The sequence below is a fragment of the Halonatronomonas betaini genome, from assembly GCF_015666175.1.
GTDB lineage: Bacteria > Bacillota > Halanaerobiia > Halanaerobiales > Halarsenatibacteraceae > Halonatronomonas > Halonatronomonas betaini.
Window position 1 is genome coordinate 311,809 of the sequence record NZ_JADPIE010000002.1, and the last position, 17,963, is coordinate 329,771.

Consider the following 17,963-nt stretch of genomic DNA (forward strand, 5'->3'; position numbering starts at 1 on the left):
TCTATAGATCAAATTATTTTTCTAAAGGCTCAAACACATCACTATCTTTTAAATCACTACAATCTAAATTGCTCTCCTGATAAAGATTTAATCTCTCATTATCAGCCTGGCAGTATTCAACCTTTTCAAGTTCATTATTTAAAACATCAACAATGAAAGGATACTCTTCTAAAGTCTCTTTATCCAGATAATAGTAAATCCAGAGAGAATCTTTTTCACTGGAGATAATACCTGCATTCTTTAAAACATTTAAATGACGAGAAATATTTGATTGATTTTCATCCATGATATTCTGCAGTTCGCAGACACAGAGTTTCTGCTGATTCAGCAGATTTAAAATCCTAAGTCTATTCTCCTGGCCTAAAGCTTTAATGATATCAATTAAATCAGCCATCATGATTTCCTCCAATCTTTAATCGATATTACTTTAACCGAATTCAATCAAATAATAACCTAAATAATCTAAAATGTCAACAATTAATGGCTATATTTGAAAGTCAAATCTCAAATTGTTATAATTAATATGAGCAGATACGAATATAGTAATTTTATCAATAGGGGGGAATATATATGTCTGAAGAACATGACTTAGGTTTCTTCGAGAAATATCTCACAGTTTGGGTCGGATTATGCATAATTGCTGGGTTGGTTTTAGGACAGATCTTTCCTCAGATAACTGAAACCTTTGAAGCTATTGAAATCGCTGGCTACCCTGTACCAGTTGCAATAGCACTATTTTTAATGATCTACCCGATAATGGTCCAGACTGATTTCCAGAAGATAGTAAGAGCTGGTAAATCGACAAAACCAATTGCAACAACCCTAATTCTAAACTGGGCAGTCAAACCATTCACAATGGCCTTTATAGCATGGTTCTTCATGAGAATAGTCTATAGCAACTTTATAGGTTATGAACTGGCCAGTGAAATGATGGCTGGAATGATTCTTCTTGGTATAGCCCCCTGTACTGCAATGGTATTAGTCTGGGGCTACTTATCCAGAGGAAATATGGGCCATGTTGTCGTAATGGTAGCTATTAACTCTTTATCAATGGTTGTTCTCTATGGGCCTCTCGCAGTCCTCTTATTACCAGTTGCTGATGTGCCAGTTCCTATAGCCAGAGTCGCCTTTGGTGTATTTGCTTATGTAGGATTGCCTTTGATTGCTGGCCATTTCACAAGACAGTATTTATTAAATAAATATGGTGAAGAAAAGTTTGAACAATTTACTGATAAACTTCACTATATTTCAACAGCAGCCTTACTATTTACAATAATTATAATTGTAGCCCCTCAATCCGGGCTGGTATTATCTAACCCCACCAACGTTTTAATGGTATTAATTCCACTTACAGTTCAAATAACATTGATCTTTGCAATCGGTTACTTTGTCTCTAAGAAAATTGGTTTAACCTATGAAGATGCAGCTCCAACCTCTCAGATTGCTGCCAGCAACCATTTTGAAGTAGCAATCGCCATGGCAATCACTCTTTTTGGTATAGATTCAGGTGCAACTCTTGCAGCTGTTACTGGCATGTTAATTGAGGTACCTGTCATGCTAATTATAGTTCAGATCTGTTTAAGGACACAACACTGGTTCCCAAAAGTTAGAAAAGCATAACCATAATAAAACCTGCAGCTTTTGATTGGCTGCAGGTTTAATCAATTTAATATTAGATTCTTTAAATGGAAATATCTTTACCCTTTAATCTAGTCGAATTCAAAATAACACTTATAGAACTAATTGTCATAGCACCAGCAGCAATTATTGGATTAAGGAAACCTAAGGCTGCAACTGGAATCGCTACTGTATTATAGATAAAGGCCCAGAATAAATTCTGCTTGATTGTAGAGAAAGTATAGCGACTTAATTTAAATCCAGAGACAACTGCACTCAATTCTCCTCTAACCAGAGTTAAATCTGATGATTCAATCGCAATATCAGTACCGGTACCGATTGCAATTCCAACATTAGCCTGTTTTAAAGCAGGTGCATCATTGATACCATCACCAACCATGGCCACAATCTCACCCTGAGACTGAAGCTTTTTAACCTCTGATGACTTATCATCAGGCATGACTTCAGATATTACCCTGTCTATACCAACTTCATCAGCAATCGCTTTAGCAGTTCTTGCATTATCTCCGGTGATCATAATAGTCGTTAAACCCATCTTCTTGAATTCAGCAATAGCTGCAACTGAATCATCTTTTAAAGTATCAGCAACTGCAATAATTCCAGCTGCCCTGCCATCATAAGCCACAAGCATTGCTGTTTTTGCCTCTTCTTCAAAACCGATAACTTTCTCCTTTAAATCTTCAATATCAATATTTTCTTCTTCCATTAATCTCTGATTACCAACCAGGATATCTTTACCATTTATGCTGGCTTTAATGCCTCGACCAACGACTGCTTCAAAGTCTGATATCTCTTTAAATTCAAGACCTTTCTCTTCAGCCCTCTTAAAGATTGCATCTCCTAGAGGATGTTCAGATGACTTCTCTGCACTGGCAGCCAGCTGGAGTACCTCATTTTCATTATAATCACCAACAGCTACAATATCAGTAACCTCAGGTTCACCTTTAGTAATTGTTCCTGTCTTATCCAGAACAATCGCTGTTATATCCTTCATTGTCTGAACAGCTTCTCCATCCCGGATTAATACTCCATTTTCAGCGCCTTTACCTGTACCAACCATTAGAGCAGTTGGAGTTGCAAGGCCTAAAGCACAGGGACAGGCAATAACTAAAACGGCGATACTGGCAAAGATAGCATTAGTAACAATATCTGCTCCACCAAAGATCATCCAGAGAATAAAGGTTAAAATTGAAAGCCCAATAACTGTTGGCACAAAATAAGATGTTACCTTATCAGCAAATGCCTGAATCGGAACTTTAGTTCCCTGGGCCTCTTCAACCATTTTAATTACCTGTGAAAGGAAAGTATCCTGGCCAACTTTTGTCGCTTTAACCTTTAAAGCTCCCTGTTTATTAATCGTTCCACCAATTACTTCATCGCCTTCTGACTTTTCAACAGGCATCGATTCACCTGTTGCCATTGACTCATCAATTGCACTCCTGCCACTGATAACAGTACCATCAGTCGGAATCTTCTCCCCAGGTTTAACAATCATAATATCATCAATTTCAACATCTTCCACTGGAACCTCGATTTCATCACCGTCGACTTCTATTCTGGCTGTATCAGCCCCTAGCTCTAAAAGTTTCTTGATTGCCTGAGAAGCCCGACCCTTGGCCTTGGCTTCCAGAAAACGGCCAATTAAATGGAATGCCATAATACCGGCAGCCAGCCCAAAGAAACGATCTACATCAAAGAAGAAAGCCGAAACTCCATAGCCAAAAGCTGCAAAGGTACCAAGAGTTATCAACACATCCATATTGGCACTGCCATGACGGAGAGAATTAAAGGCACCTTTATGGGTCTCATAGCCAAGAATAAATACAACAGGGAAAGCTAGAGTTGCCTCAATCAATCCTTGCACCCAGCCAGCTACAGGTAGCGAATAGCCAAATAAATTTCCAAACATCAAAATAAATACTGGAATGGTCAATGCAAATGCAGCCATGACCTTCTTTCTGGCATCTGTATATTCCCTTTCTTCCTGATCTATTTCTCCAGATTCTTCTGATACTTCTTCCTGTTTCAACTGATATCCAGCATCTTCTATAGCCTTGATCATCTCTTTTTTGCCAACAAGATCAGGCATATACTCAACCATGCCTTTCTCTGTTGCAAAATTAATATTAACTTTTAAAATACCATCCAGCTTAGCAATATTCTTTTCAATTGCCTGAGCACAGGATGAACAGCTCATCCCGGCAATCGGTAACTCAATCTTACTCTTTTTAATTTTATACCCACTTTTCTCAACAATTTCTTCTAAATCATCAAAGCCAATACTTTCAGGATTATATGATATTGTTGCCTTCTCTGTATTTATATTTACTGAAGCTTCACTGATGCCATCAGTATCAGCAAGAGTATTCTCAACAGCCTGAGAGCAGGATGCACAGGTCATACCCATTACAGAAAAAGTTATTTTCTTAGTAGACATACTTTACTCCTCCTTATAAAGCTAATTTATATACCCCCTATGGGATTCTATAATTAGTATATGTATTCTTAGTAAGATTGTCAAGTATTATACAAAAATAAATTAAAAAACCCCTGATTTAGATGCTGAAAACACCAGATCAGGGGATTATCAAAATTTTATTGATTATTGTAATGCATCAAGCTCAAAGTAACTATCAGGAATCTCATAATCAAATTCAATCTCTTTTATCTCATAAATCGTTTCTGTACTCTGACGGATCTTATCTTCCATTACCATCCTTATCTGCAGCCAGCGATCTTCAATAATCTCTTCGACCTCCTCAACCTCCATAACTTTCAAAAGTCTACCTTCTCTGGCAAACATCTCTTCTTTTAAAACTACATACCTTTCAGCATCGACATAAAAATTTCGCCGATAATAAGCAACCTCTTCGCCATCCCTGACTATACCTTCAACAACATAAACTGGTCGGTCCTGAAAAGTTTCTTCAGCAATAATTTCAAAGTAATACAGATCGGCCAGTCGCTCAGATTCCAGGGCATCCTGATAAGAAAAGTCACTTCCCATCATTCCCTGCTCCAGCATATGACCGGAGATTCTAATTAAATCCTCTGCATCAGGAAAATACATCCATAATTCATTGTCCAGCATCAAATACCTGGTCCCCCGATCTCTCGGATTAGTAAATTCAACATTAGCACTGGTCTCCTGACCATCACTCCTTAAATAAGTGGTTAGCTCCTTAATAGACTCTCTCCTTCCATCGATTATCGTCATAACAGATTCAAGCCGAACTGAATCTAAAAATTGATTCTGATCAACCAATTCCATTATTTCTCTCCCTGATAAGTCATCAGCATAAACTTCCGAAATATTAAACTGAAAAGTTATAGTAACTGCCATAATGAAAACCACCATTCCAATAAATTTATTTAGCTTATTCATTTTAATACCTCCATAAATTATTATGCATCTACTTTTAAAGCTTCTACCGGATTGAGTCTTGAAGCCTTCCAGGCCGGATAAAGACAGGCAATCGTTACAATGACAGCTCCAAATAAAAAACTAATAACTAAATTCTCAAAACTATGAACAGGATAAAATGCAGTATCTACCAGCATATCTGTTCCTGCAACTGTATCGGCATAGGATTCAACATGAAGTCCATTCATCGATAAATAATAAGTCAAAAACCCTCCTGACAATACTCCGATCAGACTTCCTAAAACACCGATAAACGATCCTTCAAAAATGAAAATTTTCATGATATCTTTATTTTTCAAACCAAGTGCTGACATCATTCCAATCTCAGACTTTCTCTCCCGGATTATCATCTTCAAAGTACTGATTACAACAACAGAACCCATTAAAATAAAACCGGCATAGATTATTGCCCAGAAGCTATCAAATTCCAATAATAATTCAAGCATCGGATTGCCTTCTTCCCAGGGAACAACAGCATAGATATCAGCTATTCCCTTATCAGAAATATAAGCTCCTAAAGCTCCCTGTAAAAGACCTGAATTATCCCTGCTATCGATATAGACCATCAGTTCAGTCACCTGATCCTTCAGCCCCAGGATATTCTGAGCAGTCTCTAAAGGTAAATAAAATAAATATCTATCTAACTCTGAAAACCCTGTCTCACTTACCCCGACAATTTCAAAGGTCCTCCCCTGCAGAGATTGAAAGAGATCGCTAAACATAAGTGTTATGCTATCACCATGGCTATAGCCTAATTCTTCTAAAAGCTCTGCGCCGGCAACAATCTCATTACCTGACTGAGGAAGCCTGCCAGCAATTAAGTCACTCTCAATCACTCCATGATATTCTTCTCGTTCAGGGTCAACCCCAACTCCTGCCATCCTGAAAAGATTATCTCCACTATATGCCGCCCCAAATTGGAGTCTGGGCAATAAATAATCAACTTCAGCTAAAGATTCAAGCTCTGAGATCATCACATTTATATTAACCCCTTCATAACCATCAACTGTATAATCAAGACTTAAAAGCGACTGCCGGTGTTCATATTCCTGGTTGATCAATCTGGCATGGCCAAACTGATAATCTATATACATCCCATAACTATTTTCTCCAAAACCAATAATAGTACCTCTACTAAATACAACTATGGCAACAACGACCCCGATTGCCAGTATCGCAATCAAAGTCCTCACAAAATTCCGGTTTAAATTTCTCCAGGCTATCTTTATATAATCTCCCATTAAAAATTCCTCCTATCTATGATAAATAGCATCTACCGGGTCTTTTCTAGCAGCCCAGTAAGATGGTATCAGGCTTGCTCCAACTGAAACAATCAGACCAAAAACAAAGAATATAATATAAGAGTCTAAATTCCAGGTTCCATAAACCCTGCCGATTATTGGAATCCCCATGGCCAGGGTCGCATCACCATATAAAACCTGTAAATCTACTCCAATATTACTTAAAAAAACTGTTGCCAGGCTTCCTAAAAAGAGTCCGAATAAGCCTCCTGCAACTCCAACCCCGGCTGATTCAAGAAGAAAAACTTTAACAATCTCTGACTCTTTTAAACCCATAGCCTTCATCATACCGATCTCTTCAACTCTCTCAAGGGCTGAGAGCACGACTAAATTAACAATTCCAATCGCCCCAACTAAAAGAATCAATGCCATAATAAAGCGGATCTCTAAATCGCCCCAGGCCTCCATGGCCACCATCGTATCAGAGAATTCACGCCAGGACCTGGCAGAAAAATCAGTCCCCTGCAGCCTTTCAGACAATAAAAAAGCCTGCTCGACGGCAATCTCTCTATTTTCAAACCTGGCCAGAATCTGACTTGCCTCTGCCGACTCTGCCCCTAATGAACTGGCAGCATAACTTTTATCAACAATAACCATCCCTAAATTCATATCTGGATTAGGGGTATGAACAATACCCTGGACCTCTCCCTGTAAAGTATTAAAGGAATTATTTCTATCCTGGAATAAAAGAGTGAAATAATCTCCAACCTCAAGCTCTAAAAGGTCGGCTAAATCCTGTCCGATCACAAGTCCTGGCTGTCCTTCTCTAACAAACTCGCCGGCAACTAAATATTCATCATATTTAAAGACCCTTTGAAAAGATTCAGGTTCTACAGCCCTGACCAGTGCCGGATATTCTTCTCTGCCGGCAATCAAATTAGCTGAAAAATCAATAACTGCAGTATTTTCAATATGCCCATTTAGAGAATCTATTTCACCTGTCAGCTCACTATTATAGAAAAATAGATTATCCAAATCAAGATCGTCATCATCAAAAAAGCTCTCCAGTCCGACCTCCATATGACCTGATTCAAAATCTATAATATTTGAGAAAGACAGATCCATCATCCCCCCCATAAATGAATCAAAGATCAGGGCAAAGAATATAGCCAGGGCCAGCATCCCTGCAATTATAAATGTTCTGGATTTCCTCCTGAAAAGATTTCTAACTGCTATCTTCATTAAATACATGAAACTACCTCCTCTCTTCCCGGGAGATACTGCCATCTCTAATCTCTAAAAGCCTGCTGGCATAATCCATAACCATTGGGTCATGGGTTGAAAAGATAAAAGTAGTCTTTAACTCCTGATTCATTCTTAACATTAACTCCAGAACCTCTTTGCTGGTCTCTGAATCCAGATTGGCTGTTGGCTCATCAGCCAGGACCAGCCTCGGCTCTTTGACTAAAGCCCTGGCAATTGCCACCCGCTGTTTCTGACCCCCTGACAGCTCATTAGGTCTTCTCGATAACATATCACCGAGACCGACATCTTCTAGAATCCTAATAGCTTTCTCCTTATTTTTCGAAACTTTCTTCCCATCAGCAATCTTTAAAGCAAACTCGACATTTTCATAGGCTGTCAGTACAGGAATTAGATTATAGCTCTGAAAGATAAAGCCAATATTATTTCTCCTTAAAATTGCCAGCTCATTCTTATTTAACTCACCAATACTTGAACCATTAATCTGAACCCTGCCACTTGTAGGTTTATCCAAAGCGCCAACCAGGTTTAAGAGCGTAGTCTTACCAGAACCTGATGGACCATAAACTGTTGCAAACTCCCCCTCTGCAACCTCTAAGTTAACTCCCCGTAATGCCTTGACCGCTATCTCGCCATCCTGATAAATTTTCTTAACTGAACTCAATTTAATTAAGGCCATCTTTTAATTCCTCCTAAATATTTTTCTTAATTAAATCATATCTCTAATAAAAGATAATGTAACCTGACAAATGATAGGTTTTCCGTTTGTTTTCTGTTGGGAACATAAAAAAATAGCAGACCAGAAAAGCCTGCTATCGATAAAATCAACTATTTTGTTTTAAATAAAACCTAACTCCTGACCTCTGGCCACCGCCTCAGTTCTATTTCCAACTCCTAATTTACCATAGATATTACTGCTATGCCAGCGGACCGTTCCAGGAGATATTGCCAGCCGATCAGCAATCTTCTTATTTGAGTATCCAGCGGCTATCTCAACAAGTATTTCTATCTCCCTATCACTAAGAGGTTCTATCAATTCAGTTTCTTTCCTATTAGAAACAATACTTTCAGATAAATCAGGTTCTTTATATAAAATCTCCTGAATAAGCCTATCAATAAATTGATCTTTATATTCCTCTTTTAAATTTAATTTATGTAAAATCTCTCCAATAACTCTGCCTTCATCTACAATAAATCTAAAAAACCCATATCTTCTAGCTAACTTGACTGCATCCTCTGCCAGTAGAAGAGCCTTAGTTTTGTCACCCTGCTGATAATGAATATTTGCCAGAATTAGATAGGATTCCAGTTCGTGGCGATAAACTTTATATTTTTTACACTGCTTTAAAATCTTATATGAAAACTCTTCAGCCTCTTCTAACCTGCCTCCAGCCAGATAAGCCCTGGCCAGTGCAAGATATTCCATCTCCTGAGTAATAACAGGTTCACTGTCTATAGTTATCCCCCTGGAATTAAGCAATTCCACTGCTTCCAGCCAGTGGTTATTAGTAGCCCCATCCTGTTCAAGCAAAAACCTGGCTTTCCAGCCAGATAAATTATCATGGAGTTTGCTAAAAGACTTCTCCTTCATCATACTCTCTATCTTATAGAATAAAATCTCTAACTCCTCAAATTCCCTCTTTGAAAATAAATATCTAACTTTATACATAAGAACTAACTGTTGACCTAGTACTTCTCCCTTCTCCTCATTATTCTTATAACCAGATTCAATTAATTCAATAGCTCTAGTTAATTCATTACCCTCACAAAATAGGTCACCATAAATCGCCTGGATTGAGCCAAATCTCGGAGACCTGTTAAATCCAGCCTGAGCAGCCATATATAATAATTCTTTTGTTAGATGTCTTGCTTCATTCAAACGACCCTGCCACCAGAGCTGGACTAACTCCTTAAGCCCGGCTAAACCAACAAAAAAATTATATTCTCCTCTATTACTTAATCTAATTGACCGGTAAGACTTTAATGCATCATCAAGTTTTCCAAAATATGATTGATTGTCTCCATGGTAGATAGTGGCAAGCTGGCGCCAGTATGAAGATAAATCTAAATTTTGATTTACAATTTTATAATATTTTTCAATATTAGATCTCTGGCCAGAAAAAATCCTATAAACAATTGAGGCTACTGCCACAACACCAGCCAACCTCTTGTTTTCAAATTCAGAACAATTATCAAAAGATCCAGCTCCAGTTAAATCCTCTAATACCTTTAACTTAGGTTCTACATTAACCAGATAACCCTGAAACAGCTCTAAAATAACTTTGATAGTAATCAGCCTTGGGTCGTCAGTTAACATCTCTTCAGGAAATTTTTTAAACCAGTTTAAAATACTTGTCTGTAAACCCAGGCGGAAAAGTTCACCACTCTCCATAAAGATTACAGATGCTGCCCTGTCAAAATCCCTGGCCTTTACTAATTCCTGAACTGCTTCACCAATTAAACCCTTATCCAGGTACCAATCAGCTGCCTTACTATGTATACTTTTAATTAAATCAGATTCAGTCTGACCCATAACCTTTATTATACCATCGGTAAAAATCTGATGATAACTATACCAGTAATCTTGAGACTCATCTTTACTATCAATAACCTTCAAAAATAGCTGTTTCTTATAAATCAAACCAATCATTTCTTCAACTTTTTCTCTCTGGTAACCAGTCACATAACTTACAAGTTCCAGGTTGAAATTCTTTAATGGTGCTGTCTTCAAAAGAATATCTTTAACTTCTTCTGACTGTTGATAAAAAATCTCCTCTAAAAGAAAATCAACCATCTCAACTCTGGCTACTTTAAAAGCTTTTTCTTTCAGCCTTTTTACTGATAGGTCAGGCATCAGAGAGATGAATTGAATTCCGGTAATCCAGCCCTCTGTTATCCTGTAAATAATTTCAGCCTCATAGGCAGAAATCTTCAGATTATTTTCAGCCATATATCTTTTAATCTCATCAGAATTAAAAATAAGCTGTTCCTGATCAAATATTTTTGCTTTCCCACGACCTTTCCATCTAATCAAAGGCCAGTCAGGCTCTTCTCTGCTAGCTGCCACAATATGTAAGCCTGCAGGAAGATTTTCTATCAGATAGATAAAGAGAGCATTTAGCTCTGAAGAACTAATAGCCTCTAACTCATCAATAAATATATATAGATTAATATCTTCAGCTTCAATCTGTTTATAAAAATCAGCAATCAGTTCTTTAGCGTTCTTAAGAATTTTGTCGGCTGGATTAGAACCAGCAGCCTGAAAATATTTTTCAGGATCAATCACCAGATTATCTAAGCTCTGATTAATGGTATTAAAAAAATCCTTTAAAAATCTGCTGATTGAATTATCCTCCTCTGAAAGGCTCAGCCAGCATCCAGCTCTATCAATCCTATTATAATAATTAACCAGAGTTGTAGTCTTGCCATAACCGGCAGGAGCAATTATTAGAGTTAAATTCCTATAGAAACCTCTATCTAATTCAAGAGAACGGCTAATTTCATCGTAAAGCTCAAACTTCTCAACAGAACTCTGAATTAATGGTGGATTAATCCTATCTTTTAATATAAACTTATTCATACTGGCCACATCCTTAAAATTTAAGCTGATAATACATTATTATATAAAAACTATATAAATTCCTGCATGGCCTGAATATTTTTATCTGCTATCACCAATAATTCTCCGATAGGATTCTGACTTAAATGTTTCTTCAATAATCTCCATTAATCTTTCTTGAATTGCCTCCTGGTTATCTTTTTCATTATAGTCATAACATAGTTCATAAAAATTATAGAATCTATAAAATTCCTCATGGCTTTTAGCAGCTTTAAAAAACCGCTCATCAACATCCTCCCAGATACTCATATCTATTTTATCTATAACATCCTCTTCAAACCCCTGGTGGATATGATTCATATCTATCAGCAGATGTTTTAAAAACTCCTCTCTCCGCTTCTTCTTGCTATATTTCTTGAATATATGATCTGTCAGCAATCCTAGCATGAAGACTATTATAATTGCCAGATTAAATTCAATTGCCATAATTTCAACTCCTATTTATGTAGTATTAGTTTAAACTACTTATAACTACCTGACCTGCCTGCCATCTTTATAAACCTGCTTAACATTATAGATGTCTCTAATATCCTGATCCGGCTTCCCATCAATTACAACAAAATGGGCAGCTTTTCCAGACTCCAGCGTGCCTAACTTATCATCAAGCTCAAGCATCTCAGCTCCAGTAACTGTAGCAGCTCTTATTGCCTCAAGCGGCTCCATTCCATATTCAACCATCAGCTCAATCTCATATAAGTTATTGCCATGAATATTAAGAGGCGTGCCAGCATCAGTACCCATGGCAATCTTAACTCCGGCCTCTCTTGCCATCTGAAAACTCCGAATATGACTCTCCATAACAGCTTCAGATTTTTTAACAGCAAACTCAGGTATACCAGCTTCAACACCTTCCTCCACAATACAGTGTACTGCAGCCAGAGTCGGCACCAGATAAACTTCATTTTCCAGCATAAGCTCAATCGCCTCATCATCTAAAAACACACCATGCTCAATACTATCAATCCCTGCCCTGATAGCATTCTCAATACCATCAGTCCCCTTGGCATGGCTGGCAGTTTTCCGGCCAGCTTTATGGGCTTCAGCAATAGCAGCAGCCATCTCCTCTTCAGTCAGCTGAGGAGCGCCAGGCTCAACCCCTTCAGTCATAACGCCACCAGTGGCCATTATCTTAATAAAATCCACACCAGCCTTTAACTGCTCCCTGGCCGCCTTTCTGGCCTCAGCAGGACTATCAACTTCCCTGCCAATAAAATGGCCATGGCCACCAGTCATAGTTATTAACTTGCCGGCAAGCTGCATCTCAGGACCAGCTATCAATCCATTATCAATAGATTCTTTTAAACCAAACTCTAAATAATCCAGGCCGCCCATATCCCTGACAGCAACAATCCCATTCCTGACAGTCTCCTCCATAAAAGAAACAGCTTTAATCGTAATCAGCGAAGCTGAATCCTCTGCAAGCGAGCCAAAGGGGTCAGAAGAGGCATCAAATAAAGAATGTATATGACCATCAACCAGTCCAGGCAGAAGAGTCATACCCTCCAGGTCAATTATTTCACCATCAGCTCCCTGACCTTTCTCAGCATCGCCGGCATATTCAATCCGGCCATCTTCAATAATAATCAGCCCATCCTCTATAACCCTTTCCTCTTTAACATCTATGTATCTCAAATTCTTAAATACCGTCTTCATTTAGTTTTCCTCCTCTGTAACCACCTAATTCATAATATAATCAATCTAATTGAACAATATCATCAATTTAATGATTTATCAAGATTTAAGATAACAACAAAAAACTCTACCAGATTTAAATTCCAGTAGAGTTAGTTATCAGCTATTAAATTAATTCCATTCCACTCCAGAATCAATCCAGTATAAATACGGTCATTCTTCGGTCTAGACTCGGTCTTTCCTCGGTACTTCTTCGGTTTAGATTCGGTATTGATTCGGTATTGATTCGGTATTGCAACGGTCTTGTTCCGGTTTAACTTCGACCCAATAATCTTTGAGCCAGGTTTTAATTAATCAATATTCTTTATATATATCTTCCAGTTATCCTCCGACTGCTCCTGCTTTCCTCCGGGTCTGCTACAGCTCTCATTTAGTATTAAGCCAGAATTCATCAAGCTTACTTTTAAGATTAAACTTATAAAACACCTTAAAGATATATACTTTTCAAATCAGTTTTACCCTGTCCTGTCAATTTAGTATTTCTAATTAATTATATCAAACCAGGCTAATAAAAGTAAATAACCAGCTAGTGCAAGCAGAATAAAATAATTATTTCAAAAATCTCCAGTTCTATTTCTTCACAGAATATACTCCAGCCTCATCACCTTCAAATATCAGTTCAAAATCAGTAAATCCTGCTCTATCAAATAACTCCTGTTGAGTTTCAATAGAGAAAGGAATATCAAGGTGAAATAACTCCTCTTGCAAAAACTCATTATTCTCTAGCCTATCATTATAATCTGCCAGCAGCTCGACTTCTTTAATCTTAGAGACAATATAATCACCTTCAATATAAAATCCACCAGGTTTTAGAGCTCTCCAGATCTTCTTATATAAATTCAGCTTAATATCTGGCAGAAAGTGATGTAAGGACATTACAGAAATAATATAATCATATTCATCTGATAATAATTCCACATCAAGATAAGATCCTCTAATTACCTCTATCTGATCTGACTTATCAATATACTTACTAATTAATTGATCCAGCATCTCCTGAGAAAGATCAATTCCAGTCACATCTGCATTAGGAGCCTTAGCAAAAATATATTCAAGCTCAAGTCCAGTCCCACAGCCTAAATCAAGTAACTTTATCGGACTTTCAGTCTTTAAGATAGGCTCAGCAATAGAGTTATAAAAAACTTCATAATCATTAACATTTTCAGCCATATGTCCATCATATCCAGTAGCTCTCAGATCAAAAAACTCTTCCATCTTCTCAAATTTATTTTTCTGTGGATTCATTCTGTCACCTGCCTCTATTTTATATTACAATATTCTATTTTAAATTTAAAAGTCCTGCAAATAATTCTATTATTGCTTTTAACTCCTTAAAGTGATAATATTATAATATGTCGAAATTTGATATAATATTTTAAAGGGGGAAAACAATGAGAAGAGTATATCTAAGTAGCCTAGTAGTTCTCATGTTGGTGTTCAGTCTATTTATTGGAGGAGCAAGTAATGTAATCGCCGAAGAAGATACAGTCGTTATTGGTCAGTCAGCTGAAGCACCAGGGCTTCACACATTAATTGAAACAAGCATTCCGGTCTTCGAAAGGGTCAACCTTATCAATGAGCCGCTGGTAAAATTAAACCATAACCTGGAACCTATTCCCTGGCTTGCCAGTGATTTTGAAATTCTTGAGGGAGCAACCAGAATTGAAATGACTTTAAGAAACGATGTTCTATGGCATGATGGCAGCCAGTTTACCGCTGCTGATGTCAAGTATACTTATGAATGGTTATTAGACGAGGATAATCCAGGAGCGAATCGAGATATTTATGCCGATATAAATGAAATCGAAATAGTTAGTGATTATGAAATGGTTTTTCATCTAAGTAGTCCAAACTCCTTTATGATCAATAATATGGCTAGATTAGGAATAATCCCAGAGGAATATCATGAAGAAGTTGGCCATGATGAGTTCGCAGAAGCTCCGTTAGGAACTGGCCCCTATGTCCATGAAGATTGGACCCGGGGAGAATATCATACAATGACAGCCTTTGAAGATTACTGGGGTGGAGTACCCAATTTCTATCGTCTTGATTTCCGTCCTATTCCAGAAGATTCTTCCAGACTTTTAGCTTTTGAAGCCGGTGAAATTGATATGTATCACGGTAATGTGATTACTGATGATATAGCCAGACTTGAAGAAGATCCTGATTTTCTGGTCAAAAGGACAGCGACACCAAGATATAATTATGTTGCTCTCAATCAAGAATCAACAGAAAATCCTGAAATCATGCAGGACCCATACTTTAGAAAAGCTGTAACCCATGCTTTAGATAGAGAAGGAATTATTGAAAATATTAAAGCAGGATTAGGACAGCCTGGAAAATCAGCAGTAATGCCCTATATGGAACATTTTAATGATGAACTTGATTACCCTGAATATGATATGGACAAAGCCAGAGAGTATATTGAAATGTCAAGCCTTGAAGGTGGAGAAACAGTCAATCTATATGTAACTGAAGGAGACTTCTGGGAATCAGTTGCCGAAATCCTGGCCTATGAATTAAACAATTTAGATATCAATGTGAATATAAGAATCGAGGAGTATGGTGCCTATCTTGATAGACTATATGACACCAAAGACTTTGACATGTATGTATTTGGCTGGACCGGTCAAATCGATCCGGATAGAGCCATGTACCGTCAGTTCCATAGTGAAGGTTTAAATAGGGTAGGTTTCTATAATGAGCGGGTAGACGAGCTCCTTGATAAAGGTAGAACTGTCGATCCTAATAGCCAGGAATCTGTAGAAATTTATAGAGAAATCCAGGCACTTATCTTAGAGGATAACCCTAAAGCATTTATCGACTATGATGAAGAAATTTCAGTACTCCATGCTGATTTTGAAGGTTTTGAAGTCCATCCATATAATGCAAATAACTGGATCCAGTTATTTGATAGAGTCACCAGAGCCGAATAAATTAATGCTTATTCTATCTAAAAAGGCTAGCAATCCTGCTAGCCTTTTTCTATTTTATTATTCAGCAACAATATCATTACTCAATCTCCCAATCCCTTCAATCTCCACCTCTATCCTATCTCCAGGTTTAAGATAAACTTCAGGCTCCCTGGCCATACCAACCCCCTCAGGAGTTCCAGATAAAATAACTGTACCTGGCAATAGAGTCATATTTTTTGAGCAATAACTTACAATAGCCCTGATATCAAAAATCATATCAGCAGTATTGGACTCCTGCATAATCTCGCCATTTAAAATAGATGCAATCCTTAAATTATCAGGCTCAAGCTCAGTCTCAATCCAGGGCCCAATAGGACAAAAAGTATCAAAGGATTTACCCCTGGCCCACTGCTGGTCAATCTCTAACTGACAATCTCTGGCCGATATATCATTGGCACAGGTATAACCTAAAATATAATCATCCACTTCAGCAGCTTCAATGTTTTTAGCCTTCTTGCCAATAATTACAGCCAGTTCAGCCTCATAATCAACATAATCTGGCGCCTGTGCTGGGATTATTATGTTAGACCCAGGTCCAGTAATACTTGTTGTCGCTTTAAGAAAAATTACCGGCCTCTCAGGAAATTCATGACCTGTCTCAGTTGCATGATTTTGATAATTTAAACCAATGGCAATTATATTAGGTGGCTCAACAGGGCTCAATATCTCAACATCATCCAGATTAAAAGTATTATTAGATATTTTAAATTCCTTAAAAAGATCACCCTTTATCTCTTTTAATATTCCATTCTCATAAATTCCATAATTTATCCTCTCATCTTTTTTAAACCTTAAAATCTTAATTGCAATCATCCTCTCAATTAATAGTTAATTATATAATACCTTTAACCAAGAATAATTTCAATCTTTAAATAAGTAAAGTAGCATCACAGATTGTAATGCTACTTTTTTTTTATTATATTTAGTTTTAAATTAAACTATTTCTTCTAGTAAATTGACTGCTTTTTCAATATGTTCTGGTCTCGAAGTCTTAACACCTTTAAAATTGCGGTCTTCTTTTAAATCTTCAACTCCAAAACCATCTTCATCATAAGCAACCATCATATTGGACCCTATCTTTTTATCAATTACCAAAAACCATTCTCTAATTAATTTATGATTCGCAGGTAGATATACAAACTCAATATTTTCATGGAGTTCAAGTTCCTTATCCTTTTCCCCAAATAAATAGACTTTATCTACATTATCTGCTAACTCATGATATCTATCCCAGATAGCCTCAGCCCTGGAAACCTTCTGAAAACCAGCATAGACTGTAGCTTCAGTTGGCTTTCTAAGTAAAGTAGCCTCCATTAAATAACACATCTGCTCAAGACTTGAAACCTTACTATCAAACTTTAAAGACATCTTACTTAAGACATCATCATTAGCATCCCCACCTAAACTTTTTTGCTGAGCTTCAACTTTATCAAAAATCTCTTCGTATAATGAAATATTTTTCATTCTTAATCATCTCCTTTAATATTTTTATAGGTTGATGTTAATCTAATCCTCTTAAAAATAGGATAAAAAACTATTGAAACCAGAGTAGCCTTTAACAGATTAAAGGGAGCTATTACCATAGCAAGATAACTATTAATTCCCTCAATTGCCGGGTTAACGGCCCTTGCTGCTAAAATTGTATTCTCAAGGGGAAGGTCTAAAATAGCCTCATACAGTGGGATTATAATTAAAAGATTTGTTATTAATGCCATAATAACCATGCCTGCCGTACCAACTATAAGACTGAGTACTGCCTTTTTGTACCTGGCATAAAAATAAGCTGAAATAAATACAAATGTTCCACTAATTAAAAAATTAGCCAGCTCACCAACCCCCATAGTTGCTGTAATAGTTAAATGAAGTAAATTTCTAATAAAGACAACTCCAATTCCTGATGCCGGCCCCAGAGAGAAACCAATCAACAATGCCGGGAGATCACTAAAATCCAGTTTCAAAAATGGCGGGAAAACAGGTAGAGCAAATTCAAAGATCATTATCAAAAATGAAATTGCTGCTATAATTGATATTAATATTAAACTTCTTAACTTACAGTCTCTCATAGAACCCTCCACAATTTATAATAAAATTCTCTAATACTATTTATTCTC

At 37.1% G+C, this 17,963-nt stretch carries 15 protein-coding genes; 2 read left to right on the forward strand and 13 right to left on the reverse strand.

The window, feature by feature from the left end; all coding sequences use genetic code 11:
- Positions 1-13: 13 nt before the first annotated feature.
- Complete coding sequence (locus I0Q91_RS04560; RefSeq protein ID WP_270453156.1) at positions 14-394, reverse strand: ArsR/SmtB family transcription factor; 381 nt, start codon at positions 392-394, stop codon at positions 14-16.
- A 176-nt stretch (positions 395-570) separates the two neighbouring features.
- On the opposite strand from I0Q91_RS04560, the gene arsB reads away from it, so the two are divergent.
- Positions 571-1,620, forward strand: a complete 1,050-nt coding sequence (arsB, locus tag I0Q91_RS04565; RefSeq protein ID WP_270453157.1) for an ACR3 family arsenite efflux transporter — start codon at positions 571-573, stop codon at positions 1,618-1,620.
- A 61-nt stretch (positions 1,621-1,681) separates the two neighbouring features.
- Here arsB and I0Q91_RS04570 read toward each other — a convergent pair whose 3' ends face one another.
- From I0Q91_RS04570 to I0Q91_RS04610, 9 genes are all read right to left on the reverse strand, one after another.
- On the reverse strand, positions 1,682-4,075 hold the full coding sequence (locus I0Q91_RS04570) for a heavy metal translocating P-type ATPase (protein ID WP_270453159.1): 2,394 nt from the start codon (positions 4,073-4,075) through the stop codon (positions 1,682-1,684).
- A gap of 165 nt (positions 4,076-4,240) precedes the next feature.
- Positions 4,241-5,023, reverse strand: a complete 783-nt coding sequence (locus I0Q91_RS04575) for an outer membrane lipoprotein-sorting protein (protein ID WP_270453161.1) — start codon at positions 5,021-5,023, stop codon at positions 4,241-4,243.
- 20 nt (positions 5,024-5,043) lie between these two features.
- Positions 5,044-6,303 (reverse strand): ABC transporter permease, encoded by a 1,260-nt coding sequence (locus I0Q91_RS04580; RefSeq protein WP_270453163.1) that lies wholly within the window; start codon positions 6,301-6,303, stop codon positions 5,044-5,046.
- Between the two features lie 12 nt (positions 6,304-6,315).
- A complete protein-coding gene (locus tag I0Q91_RS04585; RefSeq protein ID WP_270453165.1) occupies positions 6,316-7,554 on the reverse strand; it encodes an ABC transporter permease in 1,239 nt (412 codons plus the stop codon).
- Positions 7,555-7,558: 4 nt separating this feature from the next.
- Entirely contained in the window at positions 7,559-8,245 is a 687-nt protein-coding gene (locus tag I0Q91_RS04590; RefSeq protein WP_270453167.1) for an ABC transporter ATP-binding protein, read from the reverse strand.
- A gap of 159 nt (positions 8,246-8,404) precedes the next feature.
- Positions 8,405-11,146 (reverse strand): LuxR C-terminal-related transcriptional regulator, encoded by a 2,742-nt coding sequence (locus I0Q91_RS04595; RefSeq protein WP_270453168.1) that lies wholly within the window; start codon positions 11,144-11,146, stop codon positions 8,405-8,407.
- Positions 11,147-11,227: 81 nt separating this feature from the next.
- Entirely contained in the window at positions 11,228-11,611 is a 384-nt protein-coding gene (locus I0Q91_RS04600) for a hypothetical protein (RefSeq protein WP_270453169.1), read from the reverse strand.
- Between the two features lie 45 nt (positions 11,612-11,656).
- The gene (locus tag I0Q91_RS04605; RefSeq protein ID WP_270453170.1) at positions 11,657-12,838 is read right to left on the reverse strand and encodes a metal-dependent hydrolase family protein; all 1,182 of its coding nucleotides are present in this window, start codon (positions 12,836-12,838) and stop codon (positions 11,657-11,659) included.
- A 609-nt stretch (positions 12,839-13,447) separates the two neighbouring features.
- The gene (locus I0Q91_RS04610; RefSeq protein WP_270453172.1) at positions 13,448-14,122 is read right to left on the reverse strand and encodes a class I SAM-dependent methyltransferase; all 675 of its coding nucleotides are present in this window, start codon (positions 14,120-14,122) and stop codon (positions 13,448-13,450) included.
- Between the two features lie 146 nt (positions 14,123-14,268).
- Between I0Q91_RS04610 and I0Q91_RS04615 the strand changes: the two genes are divergently transcribed.
- Complete coding sequence (locus I0Q91_RS04615; RefSeq protein ID WP_270453174.1) at positions 14,269-15,813, forward strand: ABC transporter substrate-binding protein; 1,545 nt, start codon at positions 14,269-14,271, stop codon at positions 15,811-15,813.
- A gap of 57 nt (positions 15,814-15,870) precedes the next feature.
- On the opposite strand, the gene I0Q91_RS04620 is transcribed toward I0Q91_RS04615, so the two are convergent.
- From I0Q91_RS04620 to I0Q91_RS04630, 3 genes are all read right to left on the reverse strand, one after another.
- The gene (locus I0Q91_RS04620) at positions 15,871-16,665 is read right to left on the reverse strand and encodes a fumarylacetoacetate hydrolase family protein (protein ID WP_270453176.1); all 795 of its coding nucleotides are present in this window, start codon (positions 16,663-16,665) and stop codon (positions 15,871-15,873) included.
- Between the two features lie 120 nt (positions 16,666-16,785).
- On the reverse strand, positions 16,786-17,316 hold the full coding sequence (locus I0Q91_RS04625; protein ID WP_270453177.1) for a DICT sensory domain-containing protein: 531 nt from the start codon (positions 17,314-17,316) through the stop codon (positions 16,786-16,788).
- Between the two features lie 2 nt (positions 17,317-17,318).
- A complete protein-coding gene (locus I0Q91_RS04630) occupies positions 17,319-17,915 on the reverse strand; it encodes an ECF transporter S component (RefSeq protein ID WP_270453178.1) in 597 nt (198 codons plus the stop codon).
- Positions 17,916-17,963 lie beyond the last annotated feature (48 nt).